The organism is Streptomyces sp. NPDC007945, assembly GCF_042958885.1.
Taxonomy (GTDB): Bacteria; Actinomycetota; Actinomycetes; order Streptomycetales; family Streptomycetaceae; genus Streptomyces.
Window position 1 is genome coordinate 949,880 of sequence record NZ_JBIBJV010000002.1, and the last position, 14,448, is coordinate 964,327.

Sequence of the window (14,448 nt, forward strand, 5' to 3'; positions counted from 1 at the left end):
GATTAACGCTTGCTGTACTGCGGAGCCTTGCGGGCCTTCTTGAGACCGGCCTTCTTCCGCTCGACCGCGCGGTCGTCACGGGAGAGGAAGCCGGCCTTCTTCAGCGCCGGGCGGTTGTTCTCGACGTCGGCCTCGTTCAGGGCACGGGCCACGCCGAGGCGCAGGGCGCCGGCCTGGCCGGAGACACCGCCACCCGCGATGCGGGCGATGACGTCGTAGCGGTTGTCGAGCTCGAGCACCTTGAAGGGCTCGTTGACTTCCTGCTGGTGGACCTTGTTCGGGAAGTAGTCCTCGAGCGTACGCCCGTTGATCTTCCACTTGCCGGTGCCCGGGACGATCCGGACGCGGGCGATGGCGTTCTTGCGACGGCCCAGGCCGGCGGCCGGCTGCGGGTCGCCGAAGCGGGACGCGAGGGACTCGGAGGTGTAGTCACCCTCGACGATCTCGGTCTCGGTGGTGTACTCCTCGACGCCCTCGAACTCGTCGACGGGGGTCTCGGGGGTGGTCTCGGCCACGATGCTCCTCAGATTTCTTTCGTTCTTAGGGGGTGTGGCCGGAATTACTGCGCGACCTGGGTGATCTCGTACGGAACCGGCTGCTGGGCGGCGTGCGGGTGGTTCTCGCCCGCGTAGACCTTCAGCTTCGAGAGCATCTGGCGGCCCAGCGTGTTCTTCGGGATCATGCCCTTGATGGCCTTCTCGACGGCCTTCTCGGGGTTCTTGTCGAGCAGCTCGTCGTAACGGACCGAGCGCAGACCACCCGGGAAGCCGGAGTGGCGGTACGCCATCTTCTGGGTCTTCTTGTTGCCGGACAGGTGGACCTTGTCGGCGTTGATGATGATGACGAAGTCGCCCATGTCCATGTGGGGGGCGTAGATCGGCTTGTGCTTGCCTCGCAGGAGGTTCGCGGCCGTGGTCGCCAGACGACCCAGGACGATGTCCTGCGCGTCGATGATGTGCCACTGGCGAGTGACATCGCCGGGCTTGGGGCTGTACGTACGCACTTCGTAGCCTTCGCTTCTTCAGTGGATGGAGTCCAGACACACCTGAAGCGATCATGCAGCTGGGGCCTGCACTGCCGGGTCATCGCCCGTATGCGAGCCACTGGTAACTGCTCCAGGGAACCTGCGCACGGCCCCTCCGCGTGAGAACGACGAAGCCAATACGCATAACAAACGGCAACAGTACCCGCGCCACCCCCGGCGGGTCAAAATGCCACAGGCCCCCTGCTCAGCGGGCCCGGTCGACCCGCCGCTCGTCCCACACCGGCTCGCTCGTCTCCCGCACGACGCCGTCCGAGCCGAAGACCAGGTAGCGGTCGAAGCTCTTGGCGAACCAGCGGTCGTGGGTGACGGCCAGGACGGTGCCCTCGTACGACTCCAGGCCGTCCTGCAGGGCCTCCGCGGACTCGAGGTCCAGGTTGTCCGTCGGCTCGTCGAGCAGCAGCGCGGTCGTGCCGGCCAGCTCCAGGAGCAGGATCTGGAAGCGGGCCTGCTGGCCGCCGGAGAGCTTGTCGAAGGACTGGTCGCCCTGCCGCTCCAGCTCGTACCGCCGCAGCATCGACATCGCGGCGCCCCGGTCCTTGGCGTGCTCCGTCCACAGGATGTCGACGAGCGGGCGCCCGGCGAGCTCCGGGTGGGCATGGGTCTGCGCGAAGTGCCCGGGCACGACCCGCGCGCCCAGCTTCCACAGGCCCGTGTGCGCCACCGTCCCGTCGCCCGCGAGCAGCCGCAGGAAGTGGGACTTGCCGGAGCCGTTCGAGCCGAGGACGGCGACCCGCTCCCCGTAGAAGATCTCCAGCGAGAAGGGCTTCATCAGCCCGGTGAGCTCAAGGTTCTCGCAGGTCACGGCGCGGACGCCGGTACGGCCGCCGCGCAGCCGCATCCGGATGTCCTGCTCGCGCGGCGGCTCCGGCGGCGGACCCGCCTCCTCGAACTTCCGCAGCCGGGTCTGCGCCGCCGCGTACCGCGACGCCATCTCGTGGCTGACCGCCGCCGCCTGCCGCAGCGTGACGACCAGCTTCTTCAGCTGCGCGTGCTTCTCCTCCCAGCGCCGCTTCAGCTCCTCGAAGCGGGCGAACCGCTCCCGCCGCGCCTCGTGGAAGGTGTCGAAGCCGCCGCCGTGCACCCACACGTCGGAGCCGGCCGCGCCGGGCTCCACCGCGATGATCTTCTGGGCGGCCCGGGAGAGCAGCTCCCGGTCGTGGGAGATGAAGAGCACGGTCTTGCGGGTCTCCCGCAGCCGCTCCTCCAGCCACCGCTTGCCAGGGACGTCCAGGTAGTTGTCCGGCTCGTCGAGGAGCAGCACCTCGTCGGTGCCGCGCAGCAGCGACTCCAGCACCAGCCGCTTCTGCTCACCGCCGGAGAGCGTCCGCACCTGCCGGAACTGCGCCTTGTCGTACGGCACGCCCAGCGCGGCCATGGTGCAGATGTCCCACAGCGTCTCGGCCTCGTACCCCTGCACCTCGGCCCAGTCGGCGAGGGCCTGCGCGTACTTCATCTGCGCGGCCTCGTCGTCGACGGTCATGATCAGGTGCTCGGCCTCGTCGACGGCCTTCGCGGCCTCCCGGATCCGCGGGTGGGCCACGGAGACCAGCAGGTCGCGGACGGTGGACTCGTCCCGTACGGAGCCGATGAACTGCGGCATCACGCCGAGCCCGCCGCTGACGGTGACGGAGCCGCCGTGCGGCTGGAGGTCGCCCGCGATCATCCGCAGGAGGGTCGTCTTCCCGGCGCCGTTGGCCCCGACGAGGGCGACGACCGCCCCCTCCCCCACCCGGAAGGAGGCGTCCCCGAGGAGGACCCTCCCGTCGGGAAGGTAGTACTCCAGATGCGCGGCCTCGACGTGTCCCATGAGGTGCATTGTCGCCGCCCGCGTCCGGTTCTCCCAAGCGGTTTAGGATGCGCGGCATGAGCTTTGGGGGACCGCAGTGGCCGCAGGAGCCGCAGCAGCAGGGGCAGCAGGGGTTCGGACAGCCGCAGGGGTACGGGTACCCACCGCAGCCGGGGCCTCCGTACGGACAGCAGCAGCCGCAGCAGCACGGGTACGGCTACCCGCCGCCGCAGGACCCCTTCGGGGGCGGCCAGGACGACGGCACCCCTGACTGGGGCGCCCTCGCGGAGGCCTCCGAGGCCGGCAGCCGCCGCAGGCGCAGGCTGCTGATCGCCGGCGGCGTCGTCGCCACGCTCGCCGTGGGCGCCCTCGTCGCGACCGCCGTCGTCGTGACGAACAAGAAGAACGACGAGGCCAAGAACGGCGGCCCGACCCCCACGGGCTCCGCCACCGCGACGGCCTCCCCCACCCCCGCGCCGACCTTCTCCTCCGTGGCCCCGCCGCCCCCGCCGGACCCGAAGGACTACATCACCGACCCGAAGAAGGACACGGCGCCGCTGACCGCCGAGGGCCTCTTCCCCGGTACGAAGCTCACCATGTTCGGCCGCCCGTACAAGAAGGGCGCGACCGCGGCGTCGGAGAACTGCGCCTCGGTCACCACCGGCGGGCTCGGCTCGGTCCTGCAGAAGAACGGCTGCGAGCGCGTGCTGCGCGCCACCTACGTCAAGGACGGCGTGGCGATCACCGTCGGCGTGGCCGTCTTCCCCTCCGAGAAGGCGGCGCTGGCCGCGAAGAAGCAGGCCACCGGCGGCATCGCACCGCTCGCCGGCAAGGGCGTCGGCACCTTCTGCCACGCCACCGTCTGTCTGCGCCGCGCCAACTCGGTGGGCCGCTACGCCTACTTCACCCAGGGCGGCTTCGCGAACGGCAAGAAGGTCACCACCAAGGACAAGCCGGTCTTCCAGGCCAGCGACGACCTCGGCACCTTCGTCTTCAACCAGATCTACGCCCGCGGCAAGAGCCAGGCGAAGGCGGCGGCCGCCGCCTCGGCCCCGCCGCGTTAGGCACCCCTCCGGCGGGGTCAGCAGCAGCCGGCGACGCCCGGGAGGGTCCGCTTGTTGCGGGCCTCGCGGCTGCGCGCGGCGAGCCGGTCGTCGGCCGGGTAGCCGACCTCCTCCAGGGTGAGGCCGTGCGGGCGTACCACGTGGACGGCGGAGTCCCGCACGCCGGCGGCCAGCACCTTCCCCGGCCACTCCACCGGCCGGTGTCCGTCGCCCACGAAGAGCAGCGCGCCGACCAGCGAGCGGACCATGTTGTGGCAGAAGGCGTCGGCCTTGACCGTGGCCTCCATGATCCCGTCGGGCCGCCGCTCCCAGCGCAGTTCCTGGAGGGTGCGGATGGTGGTGGCGCCCTCGCGCTTCTTGCAGTACGCGGCGAAGTCGTGCTCGCCGATGAGCGCGGCCGCGGCCTCGTTCATGGCGTCCATGTCGAGCGTCCAGTCGTGCCACAGGACGTGTCCGCGCAGCAGCGGGTCCACGCCGCCGGGGTGGTCGGTGACGCGGTAGGCGTACCGCCGCCAGATCGCCGAGAAGCGGGCGTTGAAGCCCTCGGGGGCCTCGGTGACGCTCCACACCCGGACGTCGTGCGGAAGCCGTCCCGCGAGCCGCCGCAGCAGCTTCTCGCGGTGCTCCTGCCAGAGGCCCTCGGGCAGGTCCACGTGGGCGACCTGGCCGCGCGCGTGCACCCCGGCGTCGGTGCGGCCCGCGACGGTCAGCTCGAACGCCTCCGGGGACCGGGTCACGGTCTTCAGCGCGTCCTCGATCTCGCCCTGCACGGTCCGCTGCCCGCGGGCCTGCTTGGCCCACCCGGAGAAGTCCCGGCCGTCGTACGAAAGGTCGAGCCGGACCCGTACGAACCCGGGCTGCACGTCATCACTCACCAGAAGATCCTCTCAGTCGCACGGGAACGGGCCCGCACCCCAGGGGGTACGGGCCCGTCCGCGAGAAACGTCGCGGGAACGCTTACGCGTCCTTCGCCTCGTCCTCGGTCGCCTCGGCGGCGGGGGCCTCGTCGGCCTCCTTGACGGCGCGCTTGGTGGCGGCCTCGGCCTCGGCGACGGTCGCCTTCTTGGCGATCTCGCCCTCGACCAGCTCGATCACGGCCATCGGGGCGTTGTCGCCACGACGGTTGCCGATCTTGGTGATGCGGGTGTAGCCACCCGGACGCTCCGAGTAGCGCGGGGCGATCTCGGTGAAGAGGGTGTGGACGATGCCCTTGTCGGTGATCGTCTGCAGCACCAGGCGACGGTTGTGGATGTCGCCCTTCTTCGCCTTGGTGATCAGGCGCTCGGCGACGGGACGCAGACGGCGGGCCTTGGCCTCGGTCGTCGTGATGCGGCCGTGCTCGAACAGCGACTTCGCCAGGTTGGCGAGCAGCAGCTTCTCGTGAGCGGCGGAACCGCCGAGGCGGGCACCCTTCGCGGGACGCGGCATGGTGTTTCTCCTTGTGATCTGCACCGGCCGTATGAGGTACCGGTGTCAGTATCCGAGCAGGCGGATGCCTGTCGAAGATCCGGACGAGCCCCGAAGGGACGAGGCCGGAAGGGGCGCGGGGAACTGCGCGAACAGCCGCGGTCCACCCGCACCCGGGTACGGACCCGAGGGCCCGAGCTCTTAGTACTGCTCGGTCTCGACGAACCCGGCGTCCGCGTCGTCGTCGGCGCCGAAGGCGTCGGCCGCGGCGGTCGGGTCGAATCCGGGCGGGCTGTCCTTGAGGGCCAGGCCCATGCCGGCCAGCTTCGCCTTGACCTCGTCGATCGACTTCGCACCGAAGTTGCGAATGTCGAGCAGGTCGGCCTCGGAGCGCGCCACGAGCTCACCCACGGAGTGGATGCCCTCGCGCTTGAGGCAGTTGTAGGAGCGGACGGTGAGCTCCAGCTCCTCGATCGGCAGCGCGAGGTCGGCGGCAAGGGCGGCGTCCGTCGGGGACGGGCCCATGTCGATGCCCTCGGCGTCGATGTTCAGCTCGCGGGCGAGACCGAACAGCTCGACCAGGGTCTTGCCGGCGGACGCCATGGCGTCGCGCGGGCGCATGGCCTGCTTGGTCTCGACGTCGACGATGAGCTTGTCGAAGTCGGTGCGCTGCTCGACTCGGGTCGCCTCGACCTTGTAGGTGACCTTGAGAACCGGCGAGTAGATGGAGTCGACCGGAATGCGGCCGATCTCCTGGCCCACCTGCTTGTTCTGGACGGCGGAGACGTAGCCGCGACCGCGCTCGACGGTCAGCTCCATCTCCAGCTTGCCCTTGGCGTTCAGGGTCGCCAGGACGAGGTCGGGGTTGTGCACCTCGACACCGGCCGGGGGCGCGATGTCGGCGGCGGTGACCAGACCCGGGCCCTGCTTGCGCAGGTACATCACGACCGGCTCGTCGTGCTCCGAGGAGACGACCAGCTGCTTGATGTTGAGGATGAGGTCGGTGACGTCCTCCTTGACGCCCGGCACGGTGGTGAACTCGTGCAGGACACCGTCGATCCGGATGCTGGTGACAGCGGCGCCCGGGATCGAGGAGAGGAGGGTGCGGCGGAGCGAGTTGCCGAGGGTGTAGCCGAAGCCCGGCTCCAGCGGCTCGATGACGAACCGGGAGCGGAACTCGTCGACGACCTCTTCGGTCAGCGAAGGACGCTGAGCGATAAGCATGTCTGTGATTCCTTCAGTCGTGGACGCCCACTATTTGACGCCCGACGGGGTCTTGCGGCACTGCGTACTGCAAGGGTACGGGCGGCGCACCTCGAAAGAGGGGCACCGCCCGAAAGGCCCAGGTCAAGCAGGCGACGCGTCAGACGCGGCGGCGCTTGGGGGGACGGCAGCCGTTGTGCGGCGTGGGGGTGACGTCCTGGATCGAGCCGACCTCGAGGCCGGTGGCCTGGAGGGAGCGGATCGCGGTCTCACGGCCGGAGCCGGGACCCTTGACGAAGACGTCGACCTTGCGCATGCCGTGCTCCTGCGCGCGGCGGGCGGCCGACTCGGCGGCCATCTGCGCGGCGAAGGGGGTGGACTTGCGCGAGCCCTTGAAGCCGACGTGGCCGGCGGAGGCCCAGGAGATCACGTTGCCCGCGGGGTCCGTGATCGAGACGATCGTGTTGTTGAACGTGCTCTTGATGTGCGCGTGGCCGTGAGCGACGTTCTTCTTTTCCTTGCGGCGCACCTTCTTGGCAGCGCCCTGACGTCCCTTGGGGGGCATCTCTTACTCCTACGGGAGGTGGTCGGTCCTACAGCGAAGACCGCTTGGTCGAGCGTCCGCTGAGGACTACTTCTTGCCCGGCTTCTTCTTGCCGGCGATGGCGCGACGCGGGCCCTTGCGGGTACGAGCGTTCGTGCTGGTGCGCTGACCGCGGACGGGCAGGCCACGACGGTGGCGAAGGCCCTGGTAGCAGCCGATCTCGACCTTGCGGCGGATGTCGGCGGCGATCTCGCGGCGGAGGTCACCCTCGGTCTGGAGGTTGGCGTCCACGTACTCGCGGATCTTGACGAGGTCTTCCTCGGCAAGGTCGCGGACACGGGTGGACGGGTTCACGCCGGTCGCGGCGAGAATCTCCTCGGACCGGGTACGCCCGATGCCGAAGACGTAGGTGAGTGCGACCACCACACGCTTTTCGCGCGGGATGTCAACACCGGAAACGCGTGCCATTCAATGGCTCCTGTGTTCTCGGGGGTCTGCTGCAGAACCGTTCCCGGCTGCCGTATGAGGTACAGGTCGGGTCCCCGGCCCCCGCCGGAGGTGCCGTCAACCGCGTGCGCGGTCGGACGGGCTCTGCGTATGTACGTGTTGCTATGCGTCGCGCGAAGAACTGCGAAATTGCAGGTCGGTCGGCGTGCGTCAGCCCTGGCGCTGCTTGTGGCGCAGGTTGTCGCAGATGACCATGACCCGGCCGTGACGGCGGATCACCTTGCACTTGTCGCAGATCTTCTTGACGCTCGGCTTGACCTTCATGGGATGTGAGGTTCTCCGGGTCAGTGCCACCACCCGCGCGCGGAGGCGGGGGTGCGGGCAAGATCTACTTGTAGCGGTAGACGATCCGGCCACGCGTCAGGTCGTACGGAGAGAGCTCCACGACGACCCGGTCGTCCGGAAGGATTCGGATGTAGTGCATCCGCATCTTGCCGGAGATGTGCGCGAGGACCTTGTGACCGTTCTGGAGCTCCACCTTGAACATGGCGTTCGGGAGGGACTCGATCACGGTGCCCTCGATTTCGATGGCACCTTGCTTCTTGGCCACGCTTCGCCTTTCGAATCGGCTACCTTGATCGACTCTCACTCCCCGGTGCGGACACACGGGTACACGAGAGCCGACGCATCAGTCTACGTCAGGCCCCTGGAAAAGACGAATCCGGGGAGTCTGCCCAACGCGGGAGATCATTACTCGCCCGCCGGGACCCCGGTCACGCCAGGGGGTCCGGGGCGGCCGTGACGCCCAGCTCCGCCAGCTTCGCCCTGCCGCCGTCGACCGCGGTCAGGACCAGCGGGCCCTCCTCGGTGAGGGCGACGCTGTGCTCCCAGTGGGAGGACCAGGTGCCGTCCGTGGAGACGACCGTCCAGTCGTCCGCCAGGACCTCGGTGTGCGGCGTGCCCAGGGAGACCATGGGCTCGATGGCCAGGCAGAAGCCGGGGACCAGCTTCGGGCCCTTGCCGCGCTTGCGGGAGACGTAGTTCAGCAGGTGCGGGTCCATGTGCATCTCGGTGCCGATGCCGTGGCCGCCGTAGTCCTCGACGATGCCGTACTTGCCGAGGCTGTGCTCGCCGACGGAGGGCCGCGGCTGGCGCTTGATGTACGACTCGATCGCCTTCGAGATGTCGACCAGGCGCGCGCCCACCCGCATCGCGGCGATGCCGGCCCACATCGACTCCTCGGTCACCCGGGAGAGCTCGATCAGCTCCGGGGCGTGACCGGTGCCGACGAAGGCGGTGTACGCCGCGTCGCCGTGCCAGCCGTCGACGATCGCGCCGGCGTCGATCGAGATGATGTCGCCGTCCTTGAGGACGGTCTTCTCGTCGGGGATGCCGTGGACCACGACCTCGTTGACCGAGGTGCAGATGGTCGCGGGGAAACCGCCGTACCCGAGGAAGTTCGACTTCGCCCCGTGGTCGGCGATCACCTTGCGCGCGACCTCGTCCAGGTCCTTCGTCGTGGCGCCCGGCACGGCCGCCTCGCGGGTGGCCGCGTGGATGGCGGCGACGACCAGCCCCGCCTCGCGCATCTTCGCGATCTGCTCGGGGGTCTTGATCTGCACCATCGTGACGGGGGCCTTTCCTTGCGCGTACGGGGACAGAACAACGATACGGCCGCGGCGCCCGTCAGGGGCACCGCGGCCGTACCGCGTGAGCGTGGGGTTACTTCTTCAGCGCGTTCATCGCCCGCGCCGTGACCTCGTCCACCTTGCCGAGCGCCGAGATCGTCACGACCAGGTTCTGCGCCCGGTAGTAGTCGATGATCGGCTCGGTCTGCGTGTGGTAGACCTCCAGGCGGGTGCGGACGGTCTCCTCGGAGTCGTCGGCACGCTGGTAGAGCTCGCCTCCACAGGTGTCGCAGACGCCCGCGGTCTTCGGGGCGTTGTACTCGACGTGGAAGACGTGCGAGGAGTCGTTGCGGCAGATGCGGCGACCCGCGATCCGCTTCACGACCTCGTCCTCGGGGACCTCGAGGTCCAGAACCGCGTCCAGCTGCATGTCGTCGGCCTTCAGGACGACATCCAGGGCCTCGGCCTGAGCCACGTTGCGCGGGAAACCGTCGAGCAGGAAGCCGTTCGCGGCGTCCGCCTGCTCCATGCGGTCCTTGGCCATCCCGATGGTCACCTCGTCCGGGACGAGCTCGCCCCGGTCCATGTAACCCTTCGCCTCCAGGCCCAGCGCCGTGCCCTGCGAGATGTTGGCACGGAACAGATCGCCGGTGGAGATGTGCGGGATGTCCAGGTTCTTGGCGAGGAACGCAGCCTGCGTTCCCTTGCCGGCCCCGGGCGGTCCGACGAGGACGATTCGCATCAGCGGAGGAACCCTTCGTAATTGCGCTGCTGGAGCTGGCTCTCGATCTGCTTCACGGTCTCCAGCCCGACACCCACGATGATGAGGATGCTCGTCCCACCGAAGGGGAAGTTGGCATTGGCACCGCCGAAGCCTGCCAACGCCATCGTCGGCACAAGAGCGATCAGACCCAAGTACAGCGAGCCCGGCCAAGTGATCCGGTTGAGCACGTAGCTCAGGTACTCGGCAGTAGGTCGACCAGCCCGGATACCCGGGATGAAGCCACCATACTTCTTCATGTTGTCCGCGACTTCCTCGGGGTTGAACGAGATCGCCACGTAGAAGAAGGCGAAGAACACGATCAGGAGGAAGTACGTCGCGATGTAGTAGGGGTGGTCACCCTTGACGAAGTGGGCTTCGATCCAGGTCTTCCAGCCCGCGGTGGAGTTGGAGAACTGCGCGACCAGCGCCGGGATGTAGAGCAGCGACGAGGCGAAGATGACAGGAATCACACCTGCCTGGTTCACCTTCAACGGGATGTAAGTGGACGTACCGCCGTACGACCTGCGGCCGATCATGCGCTTCGCGTACTGCACCGGGATGCGGCGCTGCGCCTGCTCGACGAAGACCACGAGGGCCACCATCACGAAGCCGATGAGGATGACGGTGCCGAACTCGATCCAGCCCTGGGCGAGCTTGCCGCTCTCCTTGATGGCCCACAGGGCGCCGGGGAAGCCGGCGGCGATCGAGATGAACATGAGGATCGACATGCCGTTGCCGATGCCGCGGTCGGTGATGAGCTCACCGAGCCACATGACGATGGCGGTGCCCGCGGTCATGGTGATGACCATGGTGGCGATGGTGAAGATCGACGGGTCCGGGACGACCTGGTCGGCGACGTTGCAGCCGCTGAAGAGAGCGCCGCTCTTGGCGGTGGCCACGAGGCCCGTGCCCTGGAGGATCGCCAGCGCGATCGTCAGGTAACGGGTGTACTGCGTGATCTTCGCCGTACCGCTCTGGCCCTCCTTCTTGAGGGCTTCCAGTCGCGGGATCACGACGGTGAGCAGCTGCAGGATGATGCTCGCCGTGATGTACGGCATGATGCCGAGCGCGAAGATGGTGATCTGCAGCAGTGCGCCGCCACTGAACATGTTCACCAGGCCGAACAGGCTGTTGTTGCCCTCGCTCGCCTGGTCCACGCACATCTGGACGGCCTCGTAGCTGACGCCGGGGACGGGGACGTGTGCCCCGAGGCGGTACAGCACGATGATCGCCAGCGTGAAGAGCAGCTTCTTGCGCAGGTCGGGCGTCTTGAACGCCCGGGCGAAGCCGGTGAGCACGGTGCCTCCTGCGACCCCCGCGCTATGCGTCAGAGGTGACGGTTTTGTGATTCGACAATGACTGGGTGGTCCGCCCCGGCCCCGGCGGTCTATACCGCATGAGCATGGACGGTGCACGCCACCTTACCGGCGACCATGCCCCCCTAGGAACGACCAACCGGGGATGCCCCTTTTGGGAGGCATCCCCGGTCGGATGTTCAGGCCATCGAGTCGTCTCAGACGAGCTCGGTGACGGTGCCGCCGGCGGCGGCGATCTTCTCCTTGGCGGAGCCGGAGACGGCGTCGACCGTCACCTGCAGCGCCACGGAGACCTCGCCCTGGCCCAGGACCTTGACGAGCTGGTTCTTGCGAACGGCACCCTTGGCGACCAGGTCGGCCACCGTGACCTCGCCACCCTGCGGGTAGAGCGCGGCCAGCTTGTCCAGGTTCACGACCTGGTACTCGGTGCGGAACGGGTTCTTGAAGCCCTTGAGCTTCGGGAGACGCATGTGGAGGGGCATCTGCCCACCCTCGAAGCGCTCCGGAACCTGGTAACGCGCCTTGGTGCCCTTGGTACCACGACCGGCCGTCTTACCCTTCGACGCCTCACCACGACCCACTCGGGTCTTGGCGGTCTTGGCGCCCGGGGCGGGACGGAGGTTGTGGATCTTGAGCGGGTTGTTCTCCGCCATGATCAGTCGACCTCCTCAACCGTCACGAGGTGGCGGACGGTGTGCACCATTCCGCGGAACTCGGGGCGGTCCTCCTTGACGACCACGTCGTTCAGGCGCTTGAGCCCGAGCGAACGCAGCGTGTCGCGGTGGTTCTGCTTGCTGCCGATGTACGACTTCGTCTGCGTGATCTTGAGGCGAGCCATTACGCACCCGCTCCCGCACGCGCACGGAGCAGAGCCGCGGGGGCGACGTCCTCGAGCGGCAGACCACGGCGAGCCGCGATCTCCTCGGGACGCTGCAGGCCCTTGAGGGCCTCCACGGTCGCGTGCACGATGTTGATCGCGTTGTCGGAGCCGAGCGACTTCGACAGGATGTCGTGGACGCCGGCGCACTCGAGAACCGCGCGCACCGGGCCACCGGCGATAACACCGGTACCGGGGGAAGCCGGCTTGAGCAGGACGACGCCCGCAGCCTTCTCGCCCTGGATCGGGTGGGGGATGGTGCCCTGGATGCGGGGGACCTTGAAGAAGTGCTTCTTGGCCTCCTCAACACCCTTGGCGATGGCGGCCGGCACCTCCTTGGCCTTGCCGTAACCGACACCCACGGTGCCGTCACCGTCACCCACCACGACGAGCGCGGTGAAGCTGAAGCGACGACCACCCTTGACAACCTTGGCGACGCGGTTGATCGCGACTACGCGCTCAACGTACGCGGTCTTCTCGGCGGCGGCAGCGCCACCGTCGCGGCCCTTCCGGTCCCGCCGCTCGCCGCCACCGGCACCGCTACCGCGGCGCTGGGGTCCAGCCATTGGAATACCTCTCTCTGTTACGTCCGTTAGTCCCGGAACCGGGGCTTAGAACTTCAGCCCGGCTTCGCGGGCGGCGTCAGCCAGAGCGGCAATGCGCCCGGCGTACCTGTTGCCACCACGGTCGAACACGACGGCCTCGACACCGGCGGCCTTGGCGCGCTCGGCGACCAGGGCGCCGACCTGCTGGGCCTGCAAGGACTTCGAGCCCTCGCCACCGCGGATCGAAGCGTCCAGGTGGGACGCCGACGCGACGGTGTGACCCTTGAGGTCGTCGATGACCTGCGCGGTGATACCGCGGTTCGAACGCGTCACGACGAGGCGCGGACGCTCCGCCGTACCCGACACGTTCTTACGGATGCGCAGGTGACGGCGCGCCTTGGCAGCGCGCTTGTAAGCGTCGCCCTTGGCGATCTTGACACCGTATGCCATGGCTTACTTACCAGCCTTTCCGACCTTGCGGCGGATGACCTCGCCCGCGTACTTGACGCCCTTGGCCTTGTACGGGTCGGGCTTACGCAGCTTGCGGATGTTCGCGGCGACCTCGCCGACCTTCTGCTTGTCGATGCCCTCGACCGAGAACTTGGTCGGCGACTCGACCTTGAAGGAGATGCCCTCGGGGGCCTCCACCAGGATCGGGTGGCTGTAGCCGAGCTGGAACTCCAGGCCGGAGCCCTTCGCGGCCACGCGGTAACCGACACCGCTGATCTCGAGCGCCTTGACGTACCCCTGGGTCACACCGGTGATCATGTTGGCCACCAGCGTGCGGGACAGGCCGTGGAGGGCCTTGTTCTGACGCTCGTCGTTCGGACGGGTGACGTTCAGAACGCCGTCCTCGCCCTTAACGATCTCGATCGGCGCGGCGACGGTGTGGCTCAGGGTGCCCTTGGAACCCTTGACCGTGACCGTGCGGCCCTCGATGGTGACGTCCACGCCGGCGGGAACCGTGATGGGGAGCTTGCCGATTCGCGACATTGCTATTCCTCCGTTCCCGACTACCAGACGTAGGCGAGGACTTCCCCACCCACGCCCTTCTTCTGCGCCTGCTGGCCGGTCAGGAGACCGTGGGACGTGGAGATGATCGCCACGCCCAGGCCGCCGAGGACCTTCGGCAGGTTGGTGGACTTCGCGTAAACCCGGAGGCCCGGCTTCGAGATCCGCTTGATGCCCGCGATGGAGCGCTCACGGTTCGGACCGAACTTGAGGTCGATGACGAGGTTCTTGCCGACCTCGGCGTCCTCGACCTTCCAGCCGGTGATGAAGCCCTCCTGCTGGAGGATTTCCGCGATGTGCGACTTGATCTTGCTGTGCGGCATCGTCACGGAGTCGTGGTACGCCGAGTTCGCGTTACGCAGACGCGTGAGCATGTCTGCGATCGGATCAGTCATGGTCATGAATTGGCCTTCGGCCTCTCTCGCCGGGGTTTCCTGGTGCACCATCCCTCTCCCCGATCCGAGACGGGGCGGGTGCGGTGCGGTGGACCTACGGCGTAGTAAGTCGTAAGGGCGGCGGACGCCCAACCCCACTAGCCTAAGCCATGCGGGAGTGGGAGTCCGCCAACCCAATGCTTACCGAGAGACTCCGGTCATTCGCCAACGCCCAAAGGGCGAAGGGGAATTACCAGGAGCTCTTGGTCACGCCCGGCAGCTCGCCACGGTGAGCCATCTCACGGAGGCACACGCGGCACAGGCCGAACTTGCGGTACACGGAGTGGGGGCGACCGCAGCGCTGGCAGCGGGTGTACGCACGCACACCGAACTTGGGCTTGCGGGCAGCCTTCGCGATGAGAGCCTTCTTCGCCATCT

General features: G+C 68.1%; 21 protein-coding genes. 1 reads left to right on the forward strand and 20 read right to left on the reverse strand.

What is annotated here, in order from left to right; all coding sequences use genetic code 11:
- Positions 1–2: 2 nt before the first annotated feature.
- From rpsI to ACFZCF_RS09635, 3 genes are all read right to left on the reverse strand, one after another.
- Positions 3–515, reverse strand: a complete 513-nt coding sequence (gene rpsI / locus ACFZCF_RS09625; protein ID WP_030750225.1) for a 30S ribosomal protein S9 — start codon at positions 513–515, stop codon at positions 3–5.
- A gap of 44 nt (positions 516–559) precedes the next feature.
- Positions 560–1,003 (reverse strand): 50S ribosomal protein L13, encoded by a 444-nt coding sequence (rplM, locus tag ACFZCF_RS09630; RefSeq protein ID WP_359528490.1) that lies wholly within the window; start codon positions 1,001–1,003, stop codon positions 560–562.
- Positions 1,004–1,229: 226 nt separating this feature from the next.
- The gene (locus ACFZCF_RS09635; protein WP_388437658.1) at positions 1,230–2,852 is read right to left on the reverse strand and encodes an ABC-F family ATP-binding cassette domain-containing protein; all 1,623 of its coding nucleotides are present in this window, start codon (positions 2,850–2,852) and stop codon (positions 1,230–1,232) included.
- A 56-nt stretch (positions 2,853–2,908) separates the two neighbouring features.
- Between ACFZCF_RS09635 and ACFZCF_RS09640 the strand changes: the two genes are divergently transcribed.
- Positions 2,909–3,895: a hypothetical protein gene (locus tag ACFZCF_RS09640; protein WP_391285733.1), complete on the forward strand. Its 987-nt coding sequence runs from the start codon at positions 2,909–2,911 to the stop codon at positions 3,893–3,895.
- 17 nt (positions 3,896–3,912) lie between these two features.
- On the opposite strand, the gene truA is transcribed toward ACFZCF_RS09640, so the two are convergent.
- The 17 genes from truA to ACFZCF_RS09725 form a co-directional block, all read right to left on the reverse strand.
- Positions 3,913–4,770, reverse strand: a complete 858-nt coding sequence (truA, locus tag ACFZCF_RS09645; protein ID WP_388437664.1) for a tRNA pseudouridine(38-40) synthase TruA — start codon at positions 4,768–4,770, stop codon at positions 3,913–3,915.
- 82 nt (positions 4,771–4,852) lie between these two features.
- The gene (rplQ, locus tag ACFZCF_RS09650; protein WP_030759335.1) at positions 4,853–5,323 is read right to left on the reverse strand and encodes a 50S ribosomal protein L17; all 471 of its coding nucleotides are present in this window, start codon (positions 5,321–5,323) and stop codon (positions 4,853–4,855) included.
- Positions 5,324–5,503: 180 nt separating this feature from the next.
- Entirely contained in the window at positions 5,504–6,526 is a 1,023-nt protein-coding gene (locus ACFZCF_RS09655) for a DNA-directed RNA polymerase subunit alpha (RefSeq protein ID WP_004946635.1), read from the reverse strand.
- Between the two features lie 139 nt (positions 6,527–6,665).
- A complete protein-coding gene (gene rpsK, locus ACFZCF_RS09660) occupies positions 6,666–7,070 on the reverse strand; it encodes a 30S ribosomal protein S11 (protein WP_006376016.1) in 405 nt (134 codons plus the stop codon).
- A 66-nt stretch (positions 7,071–7,136) separates the two neighbouring features.
- Complete coding sequence (gene rpsM / locus ACFZCF_RS09665; RefSeq protein WP_015035595.1) at positions 7,137–7,517, reverse strand: 30S ribosomal protein S13; 381 nt, start codon at positions 7,515–7,517, stop codon at positions 7,137–7,139.
- A 189-nt stretch (positions 7,518–7,706) separates the two neighbouring features.
- Positions 7,707–7,820, reverse strand: coding sequence for a 50S ribosomal protein L36 (gene rpmJ / locus ACFZCF_RS09670; protein ID WP_003956441.1), 114 nt, complete (start codon positions 7,818–7,820; stop codon positions 7,707–7,709).
- A 64-nt stretch (positions 7,821–7,884) separates the two neighbouring features.
- Entirely contained in the window at positions 7,885–8,106 is a 222-nt protein-coding gene (gene infA, locus ACFZCF_RS09675) for a translation initiation factor IF-1 (protein WP_003956442.1), read from the reverse strand.
- 163 nt (positions 8,107–8,269) lie between these two features.
- Positions 8,270–9,121, reverse strand: a complete 852-nt coding sequence (map, locus tag ACFZCF_RS09680; protein WP_388437669.1) for a type I methionyl aminopeptidase — start codon at positions 9,119–9,121, stop codon at positions 8,270–8,272.
- A 97-nt stretch (positions 9,122–9,218) separates the two neighbouring features.
- Complete coding sequence (locus ACFZCF_RS09685) at positions 9,219–9,866, reverse strand: adenylate kinase (RefSeq protein WP_388437671.1); 648 nt, start codon at positions 9,864–9,866, stop codon at positions 9,219–9,221.
- A complete protein-coding gene (gene secY, locus ACFZCF_RS09690) occupies positions 9,866–11,185 on the reverse strand; it encodes a preprotein translocase subunit SecY (RefSeq protein WP_388437673.1) in 1,320 nt (439 codons plus the stop codon). The genes ACFZCF_RS09685 and secY overlap by 1 nt, the downstream gene beginning before the upstream one ends.
- 215 nt (positions 11,186–11,400) lie before the next feature.
- Positions 11,401–11,856: a 50S ribosomal protein L15 gene (gene rplO / locus ACFZCF_RS09695; protein WP_169088488.1), complete on the reverse strand. Its 456-nt coding sequence runs from the start codon at positions 11,854–11,856 to the stop codon at positions 11,401–11,403.
- Positions 11,857–11,858: 2 nt separating this feature from the next.
- On the reverse strand, positions 11,859–12,041 hold the full coding sequence (rpmD, locus tag ACFZCF_RS09700; RefSeq protein ID WP_005313525.1) for a 50S ribosomal protein L30: 183 nt from the start codon (positions 12,039–12,041) through the stop codon (positions 11,859–11,861).
- A complete protein-coding gene (rpsE, locus tag ACFZCF_RS09705) occupies positions 12,041–12,646 on the reverse strand; it encodes a 30S ribosomal protein S5 (protein ID WP_030201551.1) in 606 nt (201 codons plus the stop codon). Before rpsE ends, rpmD begins: the two co-directional genes overlap by 1 nt.
- A 45-nt stretch (positions 12,647–12,691) precedes the next feature.
- Positions 12,692–13,075, reverse strand: a complete 384-nt coding sequence (gene rplR / locus ACFZCF_RS09710) for a 50S ribosomal protein L18 (RefSeq protein ID WP_391285738.1) — start codon at positions 13,073–13,075, stop codon at positions 12,692–12,694.
- A 3-nt stretch (positions 13,076–13,078) separates the two neighbouring features.
- Entirely contained in the window at positions 13,079–13,618 is a 540-nt protein-coding gene (gene rplF / locus ACFZCF_RS09715; RefSeq protein ID WP_189948236.1) for a 50S ribosomal protein L6, read from the reverse strand.
- A 20-nt stretch (positions 13,619–13,638) separates the two neighbouring features.
- Positions 13,639–14,037 (reverse strand): 30S ribosomal protein S8, encoded by a 399-nt coding sequence (gene rpsH / locus ACFZCF_RS09720; protein WP_030494261.1) that lies wholly within the window; start codon positions 14,035–14,037, stop codon positions 13,639–13,641.
- 223 nt (positions 14,038–14,260) lie between these two features.
- Entirely contained in the window at positions 14,261–14,446 is a 186-nt protein-coding gene (locus ACFZCF_RS09725) for a type Z 30S ribosomal protein S14 (protein WP_003956452.1), read from the reverse strand.
- Positions 14,447–14,448: the final 2 nt, after the last annotated feature.

Coding starts and splice junctions, on each gene's coding strand:
- ACFZCF_RS09635 (WP_388437658.1), bottom strand. CDS start 2,852: ATGGGACACGTCGAGGCCGCGCATCTGGAGTACTACCTTCCCGACGGG.
- ACFZCF_RS09640 (WP_391285733.1), top strand. CDS start 2,909: ATGAGCTTTGGGGGACCGCAGTGGCCGCAGGAGCCGCAGCAGCAGGGG.
- rplQ (WP_030759335.1), bottom strand. CDS start 5,323: ATGCCGCGTCCCGCGAAGGGTGCCCGCCTCGGCGGTTCCGCCGCTCAC.
- ACFZCF_RS09655 (WP_004946635.1), bottom strand. CDS start 6,526: ATGCTTATCGCTCAGCGTCCTTCGCTGACCGAAGAGGTCGTCGACGAG.
- rpsK (WP_006376016.1), bottom strand. CDS start 7,070: ATGCCCCCCAAGGGACGTCAGGGCGCTGCCAAGAAGGTGCGCCGCAAG.
- rpsM (WP_015035595.1), bottom strand. CDS start 7,517: ATGGCACGCGTTTCCGGTGTTGACATCCCGCGCGAAAAGCGTGTGGTG.
- rpmJ (WP_003956441.1), bottom strand. CDS start 7,820: ATGAAGGTCAAGCCGAGCGTCAAGAAGATCTGCGACAAGTGCAAGGTG.
- map (WP_388437669.1), bottom strand. CDS start 9,121: ATGGTGCAGATCAAGACCCCCGAGCAGATCGCGAAGATGCGCGAGGCG.
- ACFZCF_RS09685 (WP_388437671.1), bottom strand. CDS start 9,866: ATGCGAATCGTCCTCGTCGGACCGCCCGGGGCCGGCAAGGGAACGCAG.
- rplO (WP_169088488.1), bottom strand. CDS start 11,856: ATGGCGGAGAACAACCCGCTCAAGATCCACAACCTCCGTCCCGCCCCG.
- rpmD (WP_005313525.1), bottom strand. CDS start 12,041: ATGGCTCGCCTCAAGATCACGCAGACGAAGTCGTACATCGGCAGCAAG.
- rpsE (WP_030201551.1), bottom strand. CDS start 12,646: ATGGCTGGACCCCAGCGCCGCGGTAGCGGTGCCGGTGGCGGCGAGCGG.
- rplR (WP_391285738.1), bottom strand. CDS start 13,075: ATGGCATACGGTGTCAAGATCGCCAAGGGCGACGCTTACAAGCGCGCT.
- rplF (WP_189948236.1), bottom strand. CDS start 13,618: ATGTCGCGAATCGGCAAGCTCCCCATCACGGTTCCCGCCGGCGTGGAC.
- rpsH (WP_030494261.1), bottom strand. CDS start 14,037: ATGACCATGACTGATCCGATCGCAGACATGCTCACGCGTCTGCGTAAC.
- ACFZCF_RS09725 (WP_003956452.1), bottom strand. CDS start 14,446: ATGGCGAAGAAGGCTCTCATCGCGAAGGCTGCCCGCAAGCCCAAGTTC.